Below are 18942 nucleotides of genomic sequence, written 5' to 3'. Positions count from 1 at the left end.
CCCATCACTTTCGTAATGGTGAAAAATTAACGGGTTGAAGTGTGTTCGTCAGCTATTGTGGATCTGAATCCGTCAGGTCCTGTTCTTCATCACCTAACAGAGCTAATTCCAACAATGCGTAGCGGTGCTCAACGAAATTGTGTGCGTTGTTGGCAACCGTCAGCTTGAACAGCGTTTCAGCGCTGTCCGTATCCCCCAGACTCAGGTAGTATTTACCTAAATAGAAGTAGGTTTCACTGAGATGTTCAGCGAGCGAAGTGTTATCCGTTGAGAATTCCTTCAGCCGATCAAGCAGTGTCTTTTCACTGATGTCGCCGAGATAGAATTCAGCAATATTCCAGCCCCATTGTCCGCCTTTCGCCTGCTGATAGCGCTGACGTAAATCGGTCAGTGCTTTCTTTGGATCTATCTCTTTATCGACGAGATAAAGCCACAGCGAGCGGAACGGATCGTTTGGATCATCCTGATAAAACGCCAGCAAATCATCCCGCGCCACCGGATACCGGCCCCCGTAATACAGGGCAATACCGCGGTTCATACGCGCGTAGTTATAAGTTGGATCAAGCTCTAATACAGAATCATACGCTTCATAGGCAGCATCAAAGTTGCCTGCCTGCGTAAAATAAATGCCCAGGTAATTAAATATTTCCGGAATATCCGGACGCATTGATAACGCAACGGTAAAATCGTTACGTGCCAATGCACGCAATCCGAGGCTGTCATACAACACACCACGCTGATAAAGCAGCTGGGCGTATTCGTCCTCAGTTAATGACCGGCTTGCCAGTATTTGTTCCATTCGGGCGAGGATCACTTCCTGCTGTAATGATGGCTGCAGGGGTACTGCAAGTAAATCCCCGGAGTGCCAGTTTTTACCGCTGCTGCATCCTGCGATAAAAATTATAGCTGCAATGCTCCACCAACGCAGAAAAAAATTCATTTCCTACTCCCGAAGTCAGATCCCTGAAAGGATAATCCTCTGACTGACAATAACCGAGTGCATTTTTGCTTTTTTTGCCGAATGGCGCCCTTTTTACAGGACGCCACGACTTACGTCAAATTTTATTCAGCGTTATTTGCATCAGGGGTTGCATCCGAAGCCGGTGCAGCATCCTGACTGACTGCTTCTTTCATGCTCAGGCGGATACGACCCTGACGGTCGATTTCCAGTACCTTGACCGGTACTTCCTGACCCATTTCCAGATAATCTGATACTTTTTCAACGCGTTTGTCAGCGATCTGAGAGATATGCACCAGACCTTCTTTACCGCCGCCGATAGCCACGAAAGCACCGAAATCAACGATACGGACAACTTTACCGTTATAGACACGACCGACTTCCACTTCTGCTGTGATTTCTTCGATACGGCGGATAGCCATCTTCGCTTTATCACCGTCAGTTGCAGCAATCTTCACGGTACCGTCATCTTCGATTTCGATAGTGGTGCCGGTTTCTTCGGTCAGGGCACGGATCACAGAACCGCCTTTACCGATAACGTCTTTAATTTTGTCCGGGTTGATGCGGATGGTGTGGATGCGCGGTGCAAACTCAGAAATATCAGCACGTGGTGAGTTGATAGCCTGTTCCATCACGCCCAGGATGTGCAGACGCGCACCTTTGGCCTGGTTCAGAGCCACCTGCATGATTTCGCTGGTGATACCTTCGATTTTGATATCCATCTGCAGGGCGCTGATACCATCACGGCTGCCCGCCACTTTAAAGTCCATATCGCCGAGGTGGTCTTCATCACCCAGGATATCAGACAGAACCACGTACTTGTCGCCTTCTTTCACCAGACCCATTGCAATACCGGCAACCGCTGATTTCACAGGAACGCCTGCATCCATCAGTGCCAGAGATGCACCACAGACTGACGCCATAGAAGAAGAACCGTTGGATTCAGTGATTTCTGACACCACACGCACGGTGTACGGGAATTCTTCCTGAGACGGCATCACTGCCAGCACACCACGTTTCGCCAGACGACCGTGACCGATTTCGCGGCGTTTCGGTGAACCGACCATACCGGTTTCACCCACGCAGTACGGAGGGAAGTTGTAGTGGAACAGGAAGGTATCAGTGATTTCACCCATCACCTGATCCAGCGTCTGTGCATCACGGGCAGTACCCAGCGTTGCGGTTACCAGCGCCTGAGTTTCACCACGGGTGAACAGAGAAGAACCGTGAGTACGCGGCAGAACGCCGGTGCGGACATCCAGTGCGCGGACCATGTCTTTTTCACGACCGTCGATACGCGGCTCGCCGTTCAGAACACGGGTACGGACAACAGATTTCTCAACCGCAGCCAGGATGTCGCTGATTTCATGTTTCAGTTCGCCGGTCAGCTCTTCACCGCGTGCGGCGAATTCGGCTTCCAGTGCGCTGATGGTAGCATCTTTAATGATATCAACCTGCGCATAGCGATCCTGCTTCTCAGTGATACGGTAAGCATCACCCAGGGCTTTTTCAGACAGCTCAGCAACGCGGTCATGCAGAGTCTGATTAACAGGCTCAGGCTGCCAGTCCCACTTCGGTTTACCGGCTTCAGCAGCCAGTGCGTTGATATTTTCGATAACAATCTGCTGCTGCTCGTGACCGAACACGACCGCACCCAGCATTTGTTCTTCAGTCAGCAGCTGTGCTTCTGATTCAACCATCAGAACCGCACCTTTGGTACCGGCAACAACCAGATCCAGTTTGCTTACTGCTAATTCGTCAGTGGTCGGGTTCAGAACATACTGGTCATTGATAAAACCAACACGTGCCGCACCAATCGGGCCGTTGAACGGAATACCGGACAGTGCCAGCGCCGCTGAAGCACCAATCATTGCCACGATATCAGGGTTAACCTGCGGGTTCACAGATACCACGGTTGCGATGATCTGAACTTCGTTCAGGAAACCTTCCGGGAACAGCGGACGTAACGGACGGTCAATCAGACGTGCGATCAGGGTTTCGCCTTCGCCCGGACGGCCTTCACGGCGGAAGAAGCTCCCCGGAATACGGCCGGCAGCGTAAGTACGCTCCTGATAGTTTACGGTCAGCGGGAAGAAGTCCTGGCCCGGTTTCATTTTTTTCTGGCCGACAACGGTAACGAATACCGCAGTGTCGTCCATGTTAACCATTACAGCTGCTGTCGCCTGACGGGCCATCATGCCGGTTTCGATAGTGACAGTGTGCTGACCATACTGGAATTTACGGATTGTCGGATTTAACAAAATAATATCCTTCTGGGTCTCTCACCCCGGCAGGGGTAAGTAGTGAAATGGTTCCTTCAGATACATCCTCGCGACTAATGACAACCTTTTCCTGTTGCCGGAAAGTGCTCTCATTAGCCGCGCGAATAGCTGTACCGAAGAATCGTTATTATTGCGGCAACAGCGTAATGTGCCGCATTCAGAAGAAAAGGGGCCGTCGGCCCCTTTCCACTGAAACTTGTCTGAATTAGCGACGCAGGCCCAGACGCTCAAGAATTGAGGTGTAGCTTGCTAAATCTTTGCCTTTCAGATAGTTCAGGAGCTTACGACGCTGAGCTACCATGCGCAGCAGACCACGACGGCTGTGGTGATCTTTTTTATGCTCAGAAAAGTGACCTTGCAGGTGATTGATCTGTGCAGTCAGCAGCGCGATCTGAACTTCGCTTGAACCGGTGTCGTTTTCGCCACGACCGAAATCAGCGACAATTTTCGCTTTCGCTTCAGTGCTTAGAGACATAATAGAACTCCAAATATACTTTGATTAATAAAATTGAGTGCCGATCTCTAATTCAGCATCTCAGGGAAATTGCCGCGTTATTCTACGCCGCCCGCGCCCTGAACGCAAGATATGGCGGCACTTATTCCGCGTATTCCACGACAAGGCGGCGCGGTGCCACCAAGCCGTCCTCACTGATCACCGCAAGGCCGATAAACTGTGCATCATCACCCTGCGTTACGCGGGTTAATGTCTCCGGTGCCAGATCGTGTGAAGCCCGTACCGGCTGCCCCAGCTTAAAATACCCGGCGGTCACATCCGTCAGATTGACCTGCGGGAAATGAGACACGGCGGTATCCATCGGCAGCAGCAGCGGATCCAGTGCGGTTTCAAGGGGTGTTTCTGATTCATCCGCCACCCGGCGCATGTCCTGAAGCTGTTCCAGTGTCACCATCCGTTCTGCCGGATACGTAGCCACCTGCAACCGGCGCAGCATGGTCACATGCGCACCACAGCCGAGTTTCTCACCGAGATCATCAATAATAGTGCGGATATAGGTGCCTTTCGAACAGTGAATCTCCAGCTCCAGCTCATCCCCTTCATGGCGGATAAACAACAGTTCATACACTGTGATCGGGCGGGCTTCCCGCTCGATGGTGATGCCTTTACGGGCATATTCGTACAGCGGGCGTCCCTGATGCTTGAGCGCGGAATACATGGACGGTACCTGTAAGGTATCGCCCCTGAATGACTCCAGAGCAGCCGCAAGCTGTTCCGCCGTGAATGTCAGCGGGCGCTCACTGATCACCTCACCCTGTGAGTCTGAGGTGTCTGTGCGCTGCCCCAGGCGGGCAATCACACGGTAACGCTTGTCGGAATCCAGCAGAAACTGTGAAAATTTGGTCGCTTCACCGAGGCAGACCGGCAGCATACCGGTCGCCAGCGGATCCAGCGCGCCGGTGTGACCGGCCTTGGCGGCATTAAACAGACGGCGGACCTTCTGCAACGCATCATTGGATGAAATGTCCTGCGGTTTATCCAGCAGGACAATGCCGTTGATATTACGGCCACGACGACGGCGTGCCATCAATTACCCTCTTTGTCGTCCGCAGATTTACGCATATCCTGGTCGTGTTTGATCACATCAGACACCAGGTTGGACATACGCATCCCTTCGACCAGAGAACTGTCATATTCAAATTTAAGTTCCGGAATAATGCGCAAGCGCATCTCTTTCCCCAGCAGGGAACGAATGTAGCCGGAAATATCATTTAAGACTTTGATACCGGTTTTCACCTGCTCTGAATTCTGGTCTTCATCCATAAAGTTCAGAAAGGTGACAAACACTGTGGCATAGGCCATATCGCGGGATAAATCCACGCCGGATACCGTTGCCATCCCCACACGGGGATCTTTAATTTCACGCTGCAGGATAATCGCAATTTCTTTCTGAATTTCCTGTGAAACGCGCTGAGTACGGCTGAATTCTCTCGCCATAGTTTCTCTCCTGAAAATTAGGGGGGCCATAAGCCCCCCAATTATATCATGTTATGTCATACCGTCAGGTGATCAGATAGTTCGCTGAACTTCAATCACCTGGAAGACTTCAATCATGTCGCCCGGGCGGACATCATTGTAGTTCTTGACACCGATACCACATTCCATCCCGTTACGGACTTCAGCAACGTCATCTTTGAAGCGGCGCAGGGATTCCAGCTCACCTTCATAGATAACCACGTTGTCACGCAGAACGCGGATTGGGTTGTTACGTTTGATCGTTCCTTCCGTCACCATACAACCGGCGATGGCACCGAATTTCGGTGAACGGAACACATCACGGACTTCTGCCAGACCCATGATTTCCTGTTTGAACTCCGGCGCCAGCATCCCGCTCATTGCCTGTTTGATTTCATCAATCAGGCTGTAGATAACGGAATAGTAACGCAGATCAACGCTTTCGCTTTCAATCAGGCGGCGTGCTGATGCATCCGCACGGACGTTAAAGCCGAGGATAATCGCGTTTGATGCCGCAGCCAGTGTGGCGTCAGTTTCGGTAATACCACCGACACCGGAACCGATAATTTTCACTTTGACTTCGTCAGTTGACAGTTTCATCAGTGAATCGGTGATAGCTTCACAGGTACCCTGTACGTCTGTTTTCAGAACGATGTTCAGTTCAGAAACCTTACCGCTTTCCATGTTCGCGAACATGTTTTCCAGTTTGGCTTTCTGCTGACGTGCCAGTTTCACATCGCGGAATTTACCCTGACGATACAGTGCCACTTCACGGGCTTTCTTCTCGTCACGGACAACAGTCGCTTCATCACCGGCAGACGGTACGTTGGACAGACCCAGGATTTCCACCGGCATGGACGGACCCGCTTCGGTGATATCCTGACCCAGTTCGTTACGCATCGCACGGATACGGCCGTATTCAAAGCCGCACAGGACGATATCGCCTTTGTTCAGTGTACCGCTCTGTACCAGGATAGTCGCGACCGGACCACGGCCTTTATCGAGGTAAGATTCAATAACCACACCGCTCGCCATACCGGCGCGCACTGCTTTCAGTTCGAGAACTTCAGCCTGCAGCAGGATAGCGTCGAGCAGATCGTCGATACCGGTCCCTTTCTTCGCGGAAACACTGATGAACTGAGTGTCACCGCCCCACTCTTCAGAGAGAATGCCGTACTGAGACAGTTCGTTACGTACGCGATCCGGATCGGCTTCCGGTTTATCCATTTTGTTCACCGCAACCACAACCGGCACACCGGCTGCTTTCGCATGCTGGATAGCTTCGATGGTCTGCGGCATCACGCCATCGTCCGCTGCAACCACCAGAACAACGATATCCGTTGCCTGCGCACCACGGGCACGCATGGAGGTAAACGCGGCGTGTCCCGGGGTATCCAGGAATGTGATAGCGCCTTTATCGGTGGTCACATGGTATGCACCGATGTGCTGGGTAATACCGCCCGCTTCGCCGGAGGCGACTTTGGTGGAACGGATATAGTCCAGTAATGAGGTTTTACCGTGGTCAACGTGACCCATGATGGTCACAACCGGCGCACGTGGTTCAGCCTGTGCTTCACCCATGTCACGGTCGTTCAGGATCGCTTCTTCCAGCTCGTTCTCACGGCGCAGGATAACTTTGTGACCCATTTCCTCGGCAACCAGCTGCGCGGTTTCCTGGTCAATCACCTGGTTGATAGTCGCCATCGCGCCCATCTTCATCATGGTTTTAATGACCTGAGAACCTTTCACCGCCATCTTGTTAGCTAACTCACCAACAGTGATGGTTTCACCGATAACCACATCACGGGTAACCGCTGCAACCGGCTTGTTAAAGCTCTGCTGCAGTGAGCTGCCTTTACGCTGTTTCTTACCGCGCGGCAGTTGCGCGCGGGCTTCTTCGCGATCGGCTTTCTCAGAGTGACGGTTGTTTTTCTTCTGGCGGACGTTTTTCGCGCCGCGGCTGCGGCCGCGGTTATCGCCTTCAACTTTCGCATCACTTTCATCTTCCGCTTCACGGGCGTGAGCAGAGGTGGTGGTGTGATAGTCCGCACTTTCTGTTTCTTCGCTGACAGGAGCAGACCATTTCTCGCCGTTTTCTTCGGCCAGACGGCGCGCTTCTTCTGCAGCACGTTTTACTTCAGCTTCAAGTTTGCGCTGCTGTTCTTCTTCAGCTTTGCGTTTGATTTCAGCGGCTTCGGCTTCGCGGCGCACTTTTTCGCTGTTTTCCCGGCTATCCGCCGGGGCTGATTTCGCTTTATTTTCTTTCACGTTATTCTTTTCCGCTGCTTCACGCTTAGCCGGTTCTGCCGCTTGTTCAGTTACTTTCGCTGCTGCCGCTTCGCGTTTTGCCTTTTCTTCAGCCTCACGTTTGGCTTGCGCCTCTTGTTTAGCTTTTTCTTCGGCTTCACGACGGGCCTGCTCTTCAGCTTCGCGTCTTGCCTGCTCTTCCGCTTCACGCTGTGCCTGCTCTTCCGCGGCTTTTGCCTGTTCAGCGGCATCGCGGTTTACATATGTGCGTTTTTTGCGGACTTCAATATTAACCGATTTGCTCTTGCCACCGGTTACCGGAACACTCAGCGTACTGCGAGTTTTGCGCTGAAGTGTTAATTTACCCGGCTGACTTGCCCCGCCCTGTTCGCGGTTCAGATGGGCCAGCAGGGCCTCTTTCTCTTGCTGGGAAACGTTATCAGACGCCGTTTTTTTGATGCCGGCATCAGCAAACTGCTGTACCAGGCGCTCTACGGAAGTCTGAATTTCGTCTGCCAGTGATTTTACCGATTCTGTCATGCTGCTCCTTCCCGCTACAAATTAAGATGCATCGTCGCCAAACCAACAGATATTACGCGCTGCCATAATGAGTTCACCTGCTTTCTCATCATTCAGACCTTCGATATCTGTGAGGTCATCGATACCCTGCTCTGCGAGATCTTCAAGGGTACAAATACCACGGGAAGCCAGGGTGAATGCCAGTGTGCGGTCCATGCCTTCAAGGTTTAACAAATCATCCGCCGGTGTGGTACCTGACTGGCTCTCTTTCTGTGCCAGTTCGAGCGTTGTTAAAGCGGCTTTTGCACGTTCGCGCAGAACTTCAACGGTTTCCTCTTCGAGGCCGTCGATTTCCAGAAGTTCGCTGACCGGCACATACGCCAGTTCTTCCAGTGTGGAGAAACCTTCTTCCACTAATAAAGTTGCGAAATCTTCATCGATGTCGAGATGCTTAACAAAAGTTTCAATGGAAGCGTGTGCTTCCGCCTGGTGTTTCGCGTTAAGTTCCTCCGCAGTCATGACGTTCAGTTCCCATTTGTCATCACCACGATGTTTTTTCAGCAGTTGTGCAGCGAGACGCACATTCTGGCCGTTACGGCCAATGGCCTGTGCAAGGTTGCTGCTTTCAACAGCAACGTCCATTGTGCATTTGTCTTCATCGACAACAATGGATGCAACATCTGCCGGAGCCATTGCATTAATCACGAATTGCGCCGGGTTGTCATCCCACAACACGATATCAATCCGCTCGCCGCCCAACTCACCGGAAACGGCCTGAACGCGGGCGCCGCGCATTCCCACACATGCCCCGACGGGGTCGATGCGTTTGTCATTGGTTTTCACCGCGATTTTCGCACGGGAACCGGGATCACGGGCAGCCGCTTTAATTTCAATAATCTCTTCGCCGATTTCCGGCACTTCGATTTTAAATAATTCGACCAGCATTTCCGGACGGGAGCGGGTCACAAATAATTGTGCACCACGGGCTTCCGGACGAACATCATACAGAACTCCGCGGATACGGTCACCCGGACGGAAGTTCTCACGCGGCAGCATATCTTCGCGCATAATGACCGCTTCCGCATTATTCCCCAGATCGAGGGTAATGTTTTCGCGGTTCACTTTTTTCACCACACCGGTGATGATTTCGCCCTGCTGCTCGCGGAACTGATCAACCACCATCGCACGCTCGGCTTCACGTACTTTCTGTACGATAACCTGTTTTGCGGTCTGAGTGGTGATACGGTCGAAGGTGACAGATTCAATCTGATCTTCGATATATTCGCCTAACTGAATGCCCGGCGTTTCATAATCAGCCGCTTCCAGTGTGATTTCACGGGTCGGCTGAGTGACTTCTTCTACCACCATCCAGCGGCGGAAGGTATCAAAATCACCGGATTTACGGTCGATTTCAACACGAACATCAATTTCCTGTTCGTATTTTTTCTTGGTGGCGGTTGCCAGCGCAGTTTCCAGAGCCTCAAAAATTTTCTCACGAGGAAGCGATTTTTCGTTAGAAACTGCCTCAACAACAGCCAGAATTTCTTTATTCATCCTAGTTGCCTCTTTTGAACTTTATATTAAAAGTGGGGTACCAGGTTAGCTTTCTGGATGTTGCCAAGTGCGAACACTTCGTCTTTGCCATCCACTGTAACCGTGATCATTTCACCGTCAACGGCTTTGATAATACCCTGCCATCTGCGACGGTTCTGCATTGCGATTCGTAACGTCAGTGAGACTTCCTCACCGGTAAACCGCTGATAATGTTCTGCCGTAAATAACGGACGCTCCATACCCGGAGACGAAACCTCAAGGTTATAAACGGTTGTAATAGGATCTTCAACATCAAGAACGGCACTGACCTGGTGGCTCACGTCCGCGCAATCATCAACAGTGATACCCTCTTCACTATCAATAAAAATACGCAGTGTTGACACGCGGCCGCGGATAAACTCCACGCCGACAAGCTCAAAACCGAGTGCTTCGACAGGTGCAGTGACCATCTCTGTTAATTTCTGCTCTAATGTGGACAAGACCACCCCCGGGACATAAAAAAAGGGCATAACGCCCAGTATCTCTGTTGACTGATAACAAAAAACCCCGAAATTTCGGGGCTTTATGCAACTGGACCCTGTGTACATCACACTTCTTAATCTTTTTTCCAAATCAGGGATAACGTAAGAGTTGTTGATACAATCAACATTGGAAAAAACGATTTGTTATAAAGAAGTGGTTGCGGGAGCCGGATTTGAACCGACGACCTTCGGGTTATGAGCCCGACGAGCTACCATGCTGCTCCATCCCGCGTTCGAAACGTGAAAAATTCTACGCTGATCACCTGCAAAACGCAAGTGTGAAACTAAATGGTGCCGAGGACGGGACTTGAACCCGTACGCCCGTTTTGTAGGCACTACCACCTCAAGGTAGCGTGTATACCAATTTCACCACCTCGGCACTGAACTGCTCTTTTTTACGGGACTGACTGATGGTGTGTATCAATCCCGTTTAAAACTTTCTACTTCAGACTTGCAACAATCAGCGCGGAATATCGCTGTTAGGAGCTGCTGGTGCTGCGGGAACATCTGTTTTCTGTTCTGTCTGCACCGGCTGAGCGAGATTATCAAACTTGCTGCCTGTACCGGTTTTATTGCTGGTCATGTTGCCCAGGATTAAACTCAGTACAAAAAACAGTGTTGCTAAAATGCCTGTGGTACGGGTCATGAAGTTACCTGAACCCGAAGAACCAAACAGTGTTGCAGATGCGCCTGCACCGAACGAAGCACCCATGTCCGCACCTTTCCCCTGCTGCATTAAGATCATGCCGACTAAGGCGATCGCAACAAGTAAAAAAACGACTAAGAGAGCTGTATACATAAACGTGTACCTATTCCTCGTACGGTATACCGACTGATTCGGTATCAATCTGCACACTCACCGGTAAACCTGATTACCTTACTGAGCGGGTCAGAATACTAACCAAACAAACGCACGCGCGCAAGTCTATTTTAAGCCCGGTGCATCGGTTGCGGAAAAAAACAACAATAAGGGCCGGATTCTGACAGAGCCGGGGGAAAACCGCAATCAGTTTTTCCGGCTCTGCCATACACATCATAAATAATTACACGCGTTTCACCGCGTCTGCAATGCGGTTTGCCATTGCAGTGACCTGCGCTTCATCTTCCCCTTCCACCATCACACGGATCAGTGGTTCAGTACCGGATTTACGCAGCAGCACACGGCCTTTGCCGTTCAGCTCTTTTTCCACTTCCTGTGCCACACGGGTGACTTCTTCGCTTGCCAGCGGGTCGTGCTGACCGGCAAAACGGACGTTCACCAGCACCTGCGGCAGCAGTTTCATACCGCTGCACAGGTCATGCAGGCTCATGTTGTTGCGTACCATGGCACTCAGTACCTGAAGACCGGCCACGATACCGTCTCCGGTGGTGGTTTTATCCAGCAGAATGATATGACCGGAGTTTTCCGCGCCCAGACGCCAGCCTTTTTCCTGGAGTTTTTCGAGCACGTAACGGTCGCCGACTTTCGCGCGCTCAAACGGAATACCCAGCTGTTTCAGCGCCAGCTCCAGCCCCATGTTACTCATCAGTGTGCCGACAGCACCACCGCGCAGTTGTCCCTGACGCAGTGCTTCCCGGGCAATGATAAACAGGATCTGGTCGCCGTCCACTTTCTCACCCAGGTGATCCACCATGATCAGGCGGTCACCGTCACCGTCAAACGCCAGACCGACGTGTGCGCCTTCAGCGAGAACACGTTCCTGTAACTGACGGACATCCGTTGCACCACATTTTTCGTTAATGTTGATACCGTTCGGATCACAGCCGATTGCAATGACTTCCGCGCCCAGTTCACTCAGGACGTTCGGTGCAATGTGATAAGTTGCGCCGTGTGCGCAGTCGATCACCATTTTCAGCCCGTTCAGGCTCTGCTCGTTCGGGAATGTGCCTTTACAGAATTCAATATAACGACCGGCGGCATCCACAATACGGTTTGCACGCCCCAGTTCGGCGGATTCCACACAGGTCAGTGGTTTTTCCATTTCGGCTTCAATCGCTTCTTCCACGTGATCCGGCAGCTTGGTGCCGTCAATGGAGAAGAATTTGATGCCGTTGTCATAATACGGGTTGTGAGAGGCGGAGATAACAATACCCGCTTCGGCACGGAAAGTTCGGGTCAGATACGCGACCGCCGGTGTCGGCATCGGGCCGGTAAATGAGGCGGATAACCCGGCGGCGGCAAGCCCGGCTTCCAGGGCGGATTCCAGCATATAGCCGGAAATACGGGTATCTTTACCGATAATAATTTTACGTGAGCCGTGACGTGCCAGCACTTTTCCGGCCGCCCAGCCCAGTTTGAGCACAAAATCAGGGGTAATCGGGCTGTCACCCACTTTTCCGCGGATGCCATCAGTACCAAAGTATTTGCGATCACTCATTGTCGTTTGTTTCCTTCGCTAAACGGGTTGCTTCCACCACTTTCATGGCCTGGACAGTTTCTTTCACATCATGGACACGGATAATCTGCACACCTTTCATCGCGGCAATCACCGCACAGGCCACGCTGCCGGCAACCCGTTCATCCGGGGGAATATCCATCAGCTGGCCAATCATAGATTTTCGTGACATACCGGCGAGAACCGGTAATCCCAGGTGATGAAACAGGTCTAATTTATCCAATAACTGATAATTATGCGCCAGTGTTTTCCCGAAACCGAAGCCCGGATCGAGAATTATGTGATTTTTTTCAATGCCGGCCGCCAAACAACGCGCCACCTGTGCTTCAAGGTACGTATATACCTCACGCACCACGTTCTGATAGTGCGGTGCCTGCTGCATGGTACGCGGTTCTCCCTGCATATGCATCACACAAACCGGCAGACCGCTCTGTGCCGCCGCCTGTAAGGCCCCCGGCTCACTGAATGACCGGATATCATTGAGAATATGAGCCCCTGCATTTGCGGCTTCGCGGATCACCAGCGCTTTTGAGGTATCCACTGAAATCCAGACATCTGACTCACGGGCAATCGCTGTCACAACCGGGATAACCCGCTCCGCTTCCTGCTCCGGACTGACTTCCGCCGCGCCGGGACGGGTGGATTCACCGCCGATATCAATGATCGTCGCGCCTTCCGCAATCATTTTCCGGGCATGTTCCAGTGCTTTGGCGGGGGTGTTATGTGTACCGCCGTCTGAGAATGAATCCGGGGTCACATTGAGGATCCCCATCACCTGCGGCGTTGTCAGTGAAAGTGTCTGACCGCGTGCGGTAAGTTTCATAATCCGGCCTTCTTACTGTTTATTATTTCAATCGTGAGGTGATTGTAATGCCTGACTCCGGCGGGATAAAGATATAAAAAAACCCGGCAGATTTTCCGCCGGGTTTTTCACATTACTGCTTCATACCACTGAATGATGAATTATGACTGCTTATTGTCGTCTTCAGACGGCGCAGCATTGTTGTCATCTGATGATTCAGGTGCTTCCTGAACCGGAACCTGGTTACTGCTTTCCGGCGGACGGGTATCCGCTTTCGGCTTGTCACCTTCCCAGCCCGCTGGTTCACGGACCGGCACACGGTTCATCAGATCATCAATCTGTGGTGCATCAATGGTTTCATATTTCATTAATGCATCTTTCATGGTGTGCAGGATATCGAGGTTATCCATCAGGATCTGACGCGCACGTTTGTAGTTACGCTCAATAATCCCGCGGATTTCCTCATCGATAGTCCGGGCAGTTTCATCAGACATGTGCTGTGCTTTTGACACAGAACGGCCTAAGAATACTTCACCGTCTTCATCCGCATACAGTAACGGCCCCAGTTTTTCGGAGAAGCCCCACTGTGTCACCATGTTACGGGCAATGTTCGTTGCCACTTTGATGTCATTGGATGCGCCTGTGGACACATTTTCCGGCCCGTAGATAATCTCTTCCGCCAGACGACCGCCGTACAGGGTGGAAATCTGACTTTCAAGTTTCTGACGGCTGGCACTGATCTGATCCCCTTCCGGTAAGAAGAAAGTCACACCCAGCGCACGTCCGCGCGGAATAATGGTCACTTTGTGTACCGGGTCATGCTCCGGCACCAGACGACCGATGATCGCGTGACCGGCTTCATGGTAGGCAGTCGAGGCTTTCTGCTCTTCTGTCATCACCATAGAGCGGCGTTCCGCACCCATCATGATTTTATCTTTTGCTTTTTCGAACTCGACCATGGTCACAACGCGTTTATTACCGCGTGCCGCAAACAGCGCAGCTTCGTTCACCAGGTTAGCGAGATCCGCACCGGAGAAGCCCGGTGTACCACGTGCCAGCACAGACGGTTCAACGTCCGGCGATAACGGCACACGGCGCATATGCACTTTCAGGATTTGCTCACGGCCGCGTACATCCGGCAGACCGACCACGACCTGACGGTCGAAACGGCCCGGACGCAGTAACGCAGGGTCAAGCACATCCGGACGGTTGGTTGCCGCGATAACGATAATACCTTCGTTACCTTCGAAACCATCCATCTCAACCAGCATCTGGTTCAGTGTCTGCTCACGTTCATCATGACCACCGCCCAGACCCGCACCACGCTGACGGCCGACGGCGTCGATTTCATCGATAAAGATGATACATGGTGCGGCTTTCTTCGCCTGTTCGAACATATCACGGACACGGGACGCACCCACACCCACGAACATTTCGACGAAGTCAGAACCGGAAATGGTGAAGAACGGGACTTTCGCCTCACCGGCAATGGCTTTTGCCAGCAATGTTTTACCGGTACCCGGCGGCCCCACCATCAGAATACCTTTCGGAATTTTACCGCCGAGTTTCTGGAAGCGGCTCGGCTCACGCAGATACTCCACCAGCTCGCCGACTTCTTCTTTGGCCTCATCACAACCGGCCACATCCGCAAAGGTGGTTTTGATCTGATCTTCGGTCAGCATGCGAGCCTTACTTTTGCCGAAGGACATCGCACCTTTACCGCCGCCGCCCTGCATCTGGCGCATAAAGAAGATCCAGACGCCGACTAACAGCAGCATCGGGAACCAGGAAATGAAAATGGTTGTCAGGATACCCGGCTCTTCCGGTGGTTCACCGACCACAGTGACGTTTTTGTTCAGCATGGTGTTAAGCAGCTGATTGTCCTGCATCGGCAGGTACGTCGTGTATTTGGAGCCGTCTTTTTTACTGACGTTAAGATCACGATTGGAAATACGGACTTCGCGCACCTGATCCTGTGCTAACTCAGTGATGAAGGTAGAGTAGTCCACCTTACGACTGTTTGAATCGCCTGGGCCAAAACTCTGGAACAACGACATCAGCACTACTGCGATGACCAGCCAGAGAATTAGGTTTTTCGCCATGTCACTCAAGGGATTAACCTCTTATTACATCTGTGTTAACAAATAACGCACAGGGTACTACACTTTCCACCCTGTCGCTACAATGTATACTTCACGCGATCGGGCCCGCGAAGCATCGGGTTTACGGATTTTCACTTTCGTGAACAGGGAACGAACCTCCCGGAGGTACTCGTCAAAGCCATCTCCCTGAAAGACTTTAACAATAAAACTGCCCCCCGGTGCCAGAACAGAACGGCACATATCAAGTGCCAGCTCAACCAGATACATCGCGCGCGGAATATCAACAGCCGGTGTTCCGCTCATATTTGGTGCCATGTCTGACATAACAACCTGGACTTTTTTATCCCCCACGCGCTCCAGCAGAGCATTGAGCACGTTTTCGTCACGGAAATCGCCCTGAAGGAAATCCACGCCGACGATGGGATCCATCGGTAACAGGTCACAGGCAATGACACGCCCGGACTGACCGATGTGATTAACAGCATATTGTGACCAGCCGCCGGGTGCAGCACCCAGATCCACAATAGTCATGCCCGGTCTGAAAATATTATCGCCCTGCTGAATTTCTTCGAGCTTAAACCAGGCACGAGAGCGAAGCCCCTTTTTTTGCGCCATCTGAACATATTTATCACTAAAATGTTCCTGTAACCAGCGCCCGGAGCTTGCTGAACGTTTTTTATTGGCCATTGTGTTTTCCGACTAACCTGTTATTTCTGACTCAGTTTTTTCGCATAACCGGACAAAAGTCCCGTTACCGCAGACAGTACTCCTCACCTAATGATGGTGATAAGCATGATATGGCGGTAGAATACACCGTTTTCAATAGTTATTAAGCAAAAAAAACGATGAACCTCACTAAAAAACAAGTCCAGCACCTGAAAGCGCTCGCTCATCATCTGAACCCGGTTGTCATGATTGGCAACAACGGGCTGACTGAAGGCGTACTCGCAGAAACGGAAGTCGCTCTTACACATCATGAGCTTATCAAAGTTAAAATCGCGGGCGAAGACCGTGAAATGAAAACCTTGATCGCTGATGCGATTGTGCGTGAAACCGGTGCTTACAATGTGCAGATTATCGGTAAAATTCTGGTGCTCTACCGTCCGTCGGAAGCCCGAAAGATCATTTTACCTAAATGATAATTGCATATTTATAAAAAAATGCCACCGGCAGATGATTTCTGACGATATCGTCCGGCCGGTGGCATTCCTTTCAGATTTTCTTCCTATCCCGGCAGCCTCAGCGCTCAGCCGCCCGAATGTAAAGTTCAGTAAAAACGCCTTTCACTGCATTTTTCTGATGAAATATCCGTATTGTGCTGTTTTTTTACGGCACTGCTTACAGGTATTCCACATTGATGACTTCATATTCCACTTCACCGCCCGGTGTCTGGATAACAACCACGTCATCCACCTCTTTGCCGATAAGGCCGCGGGCAATCGGGGAGTTCACTGACAGCAGGTTTGATTTGATATCAGCCTCATCATCACCCACGATGCGGTATGTCTGCTCTTCATCCGTTGCGACGTTAAAAACGGTCACCGTCGCACCAAAAATAATCCGGCCATTATTGGTCATTTTGGTGACATCAATCACCTGCGCATTGGAGAGCTTGGCTTCGATCTCCTGAATACGGCCTTCACAGAAGCCCTGCTGCTCACGGGCTGCATGATATTCTGCGTTTTCTTTCAGATCGCCGTGCTCGCGGGCTTCCGCGATATCAGCGATAATTTTCGGACGGCGCTCATTTTTGAGAAATTCTAATTCTTCACGCAGTTGGTCTGCGCCGCGTACCGTCATAGGGATTTGTTTCATTCTCTACCTCTGAATCATTCCTAAGTAATAGTCATATCATCCTGATTAAACGATAACAGTACCTTATGCGCCTTATGTGGCACACTACTATTAAGTAAAACCATGTAAATCTGCGCTGATACGGCCATCGCACTGCGGATGCTGTCAGCGCGGTTGACGCGTTGTCCGCGCGGGCTGAACTGAAATCCTGTTCCGGTATTCTATCCCGGAGCGCAATGCGGGTCATCGTTTACTTTTACCGGTCCGTGGCTTTAGTATAACGGGCTCTCACCCCGTATTGTGATGGATAGGTCGCTCAATGAATGTTTTTACCCGGCTCACGTATGCAATGGGATTGTCAGTATTACTGGCCGCCGGTGCGGCAGCCACCCCGGTCGAACAATATACCCAATATCTGCCTGCCGGTACAAACCTGGCAATGATTGCACAAAGGGTGGGTGATTCTCAGCCAATCGTGGAATATCAGGGGCAGCAGATGGCACTGCCCGCCAGTACCCAGAAAGTGGTGACGGCGCTTGCCGCATTGTTGCAGCTGGGGCCGGATTTCCGCTTTACCACCAGTCTGGAAACCAAAGGGCATGTTGAGGGCACCACCCTGAAAGGGGATTTAATCACCCGTTTTACCGGTGATCCGACCCTTACCCGTCAGCAGATCCGCAATATGGTCAATGAACTGCGCAAAGCCGGGGTACAGGCCATTGACGGTGACCTGGTGATCGATATCTCTGCCTTTGCCAGTCATGACAAAGCACCGGGCTGGGTATGGAATGATTTAACCCAGTGCTTCAGCGCTCCGCCGGGTGCCGCGATCATCGACCGCAACTGCTTTTCAGTAACACTGCACCCCGGTGATAAACCCGGTGATACCGCGTATATCCGCACGGCGGATTATTACCCGGTCACCATGTTCAGTGAAGTCAAAACCCTGGAGCGCGGCTCTGCCGAAGGCCGTTTCTGTGAGCTGGATGTGGTACCGGGTGAACTGAACCGCTATACCATCACCGGCTGTATGAATCAGCGCAGTGAACCGCTGCCGCTGGCATTCGGTGTGCAGAACGGCGCAAGTTACGCCGGGGCTATCGTCAAAAATGAACTGATCCATGCGGGGATCACCCTGAGCGGCACTGTCCGCCGTCAGACTCACCCGGAACAACCGGGCACCGTGCTGATACAGACCCAATCCGCCCCGCTGCATGCCCTGCTGACCAAAATGCTGAAAAAATCCGACAATATGATTGCCGATGAAGTTTTCCGCACCATCGGCCGCAGCTATTACGGCGTGCCGGGCACCTGGCGTTCCGGCCAGCAGGCCGTCCGTCAGGTACTGAAAGAGAAAGCCGGTATTGATATGGGTAATACCGTGATGGTGGATGGCTCCGGATTATCCCGTCACAACCTGATCACCCCGGCGACCATGATGGAAGTGCTGCAGTTTATTGCCAAACATGATGATCAGCTGCAATTTATCAAAATGCTGCCGCTCTCCGGTTATGACGGCACACTGCAATACCGTGGTGGTCTGACAGAAGCGGGCGTTAACGGCAAGCTCTCCGCCAAAACCGGTTCATTGCAGGGCGTCTATAATCTGGCCGGCTTCCTCACCACCGCCAGCGGACAGCGTATTGCGTTCGTGCAGTTTATTTCCGCTTATGCCGTCCCGCCTGCCCAGCAGCGCAGCCGCCGTGTGCCGCTGGTTCGCTTTGAAGGGCATTTGTATAAGGATTTATACCGGAATTACTGAGTTGCTGAAAACTAACGACAATAAAAACCCCGTCAG

General features: G+C 51.8%; 16 protein-coding genes and 2 tRNA genes. 2 read left to right on the top strand and 16 right to left on the bottom strand.

The features are described from left to right. Nucleotides 1–52: 52 nt before the first annotated feature. The 15 genes from nlpI to rlmE all read right to left on the bottom strand — a co-directional run bounded on the left by nlpI (nt 53) and on the right by rlmE (nt 16037). Nucleotides 53–940, bottom strand: coding sequence for a lipoprotein NlpI (gene nlpI, locus N7387_RS17855; RefSeq protein ID WP_004234572.1), 888 nt, complete (start codon nt 938–940; stop codon nt 53–55). Between the two features lie 122 nt (nt 941–1062). Continuing rightward, nucleotides 1063–3219 (bottom strand): polyribonucleotide nucleotidyltransferase, encoded by a 2157-nt coding sequence (pnp, locus tag N7387_RS17850; protein WP_262859297.1) that lies wholly within the window; start codon nt 3217–3219, stop codon nt 1063–1065. Between the two features lie 226 nt (nt 3220–3445). Then, the gene (rpsO, locus tag N7387_RS17845; protein ID WP_025152377.1) at nt 3446–3715 is read right to left on the bottom strand and encodes a 30S ribosomal protein S15; all 270 of its coding nucleotides are present in this window, start codon (nt 3713–3715) and stop codon (nt 3446–3448) included. A 121-nt stretch (nt 3716–3836) separates the two neighbouring features. Further along, a complete protein-coding gene (gene truB, locus N7387_RS17840; RefSeq protein ID WP_025152376.1) occupies nt 3837–4781 on the bottom strand; it encodes a tRNA pseudouridine(55) synthase TruB in 945 nt (314 codons plus the stop codon). Further along, nucleotides 4781–5191, bottom strand: coding sequence for a 30S ribosome-binding factor RbfA (gene rbfA / locus N7387_RS17835; protein ID WP_262859298.1), 411 nt, complete (start codon nt 5189–5191; stop codon nt 4781–4783). Before rbfA ends, truB begins: the two co-directional genes overlap by 1 nt. Before the next feature lie 72 nt (nt 5192–5263). Then, the gene (infB, locus tag N7387_RS17830; protein WP_279800527.1) at nt 5264–7996 is read right to left on the bottom strand and encodes a translation initiation factor IF-2; all 2733 of its coding nucleotides are present in this window, start codon (nt 7994–7996) and stop codon (nt 5264–5266) included. A gap of 21 nt (nt 7997–8017) precedes the next feature. Then, nucleotides 8018–9529: a transcription termination factor NusA gene (nusA, locus tag N7387_RS17825; RefSeq protein WP_004234558.1), complete on the bottom strand. Its 1512-nt coding sequence runs from the start codon at nt 9527–9529 to the stop codon at nt 8018–8020. A gap of 26 nt (nt 9530–9555) precedes the next feature. Next, on the bottom strand, nt 9556–10008 hold the full coding sequence (gene rimP / locus N7387_RS17820) for a ribosome maturation factor RimP (protein ID WP_004241392.1): 453 nt from the start codon (nt 10006–10008) through the stop codon (nt 9556–9558). A gap of 197 nt (nt 10009–10205) precedes the next feature. After that, nucleotides 10206–10282: transfer RNA gene (locus N7387_RS17815), tRNA-Met, on the bottom strand. A gap of 57 nt (nt 10283–10339) precedes the next feature. Next, nucleotides 10340–10429 (bottom strand) — tRNA-Leu (locus N7387_RS17810). Nucleotides 10430–10510: 81 nt separating this feature from the next. After that, on the bottom strand, nt 10511–10849 hold the full coding sequence (gene secG, locus N7387_RS17805) for a preprotein translocase subunit SecG (protein ID WP_025152374.1): 339 nt from the start codon (nt 10847–10849) through the stop codon (nt 10511–10513). Between the two features lie 244 nt (nt 10850–11093). After that, nucleotides 11094–12428 (bottom strand): phosphoglucosamine mutase, encoded by a 1335-nt coding sequence (gene glmM / locus N7387_RS17800; protein WP_004241391.1) that lies wholly within the window; start codon nt 12426–12428, stop codon nt 11094–11096. Beyond that, on the bottom strand, nt 12421–13269 hold the full coding sequence (gene folP, locus N7387_RS17795; RefSeq protein WP_279800525.1) for a dihydropteroate synthase: 849 nt from the start codon (nt 13267–13269) through the stop codon (nt 12421–12423). The genes glmM and folP overlap by 8 nt, the downstream gene beginning before the upstream one ends. 140 nt (nt 13270–13409) lie before the next feature. Beyond that, the gene (gene ftsH, locus N7387_RS17790) at nt 13410–15359 is read right to left on the bottom strand and encodes an ATP-dependent zinc metalloprotease FtsH (RefSeq protein ID WP_025152371.1); all 1950 of its coding nucleotides are present in this window, start codon (nt 15357–15359) and stop codon (nt 13410–13412) included. 48 nt (nt 15360–15407) lie between these two features. Continuing rightward, nucleotides 15408–16037 carry a 23S rRNA (uridine(2552)-2'-O)-methyltransferase RlmE gene (rlmE, locus tag N7387_RS17785; RefSeq protein WP_279800524.1) on the bottom strand — a complete coding sequence of 210 codons (630 nt, stop codon included), beginning with the start codon at nt 16035–16037 and terminating at the stop codon, nt 15408–15410. 158 nt (nt 16038–16195) lie between these two features. Here rlmE and yhbY point away from each other — a divergent pair, with 158 nt between their 5' ends. Beyond that, nucleotides 16196–16489: a ribosome assembly RNA-binding protein YhbY gene (gene yhbY, locus N7387_RS17780; RefSeq protein ID WP_004234544.1), complete on the top strand. Its 294-nt coding sequence runs from the start codon at nt 16196–16198 to the stop codon at nt 16487–16489. A 199-nt stretch (nt 16490–16688) separates the two neighbouring features. Here yhbY and greA read toward each other — a convergent pair whose 3' ends face one another. Beyond that, nucleotides 16689–17165 carry a transcription elongation factor GreA gene (gene greA / locus N7387_RS17775; RefSeq protein ID WP_015422313.1) on the bottom strand — a complete coding sequence of 159 codons (477 nt, stop codon included), beginning with the start codon at nt 17163–17165 and terminating at the stop codon, nt 16689–16691. 328 nt (nt 17166–17493) lie between these two features. On the opposite strand from greA, the gene dacB reads away from it, so the two are divergent. Beyond that, nucleotides 17494–18906, top strand: a complete 1413-nt coding sequence (dacB, locus tag N7387_RS17770; protein WP_274371290.1) for a serine-type D-Ala-D-Ala carboxypeptidase — start codon at nt 17494–17496, stop codon at nt 18904–18906. Nucleotides 18907–18942 lie beyond the last annotated feature (36 nt).

The organism is Morganella sp. GD04133 (assembly GCF_029835375.1).
GTDB classification, from domain to species: Bacteria; Pseudomonadota; Gammaproteobacteria; order Enterobacterales; family Enterobacteriaceae; genus Morganella; species Morganella morganii_B.
Note: the sequence above shows the minus strand (reverse complement) of the source record. Positions and strands in the feature narration are given on the sequence as shown.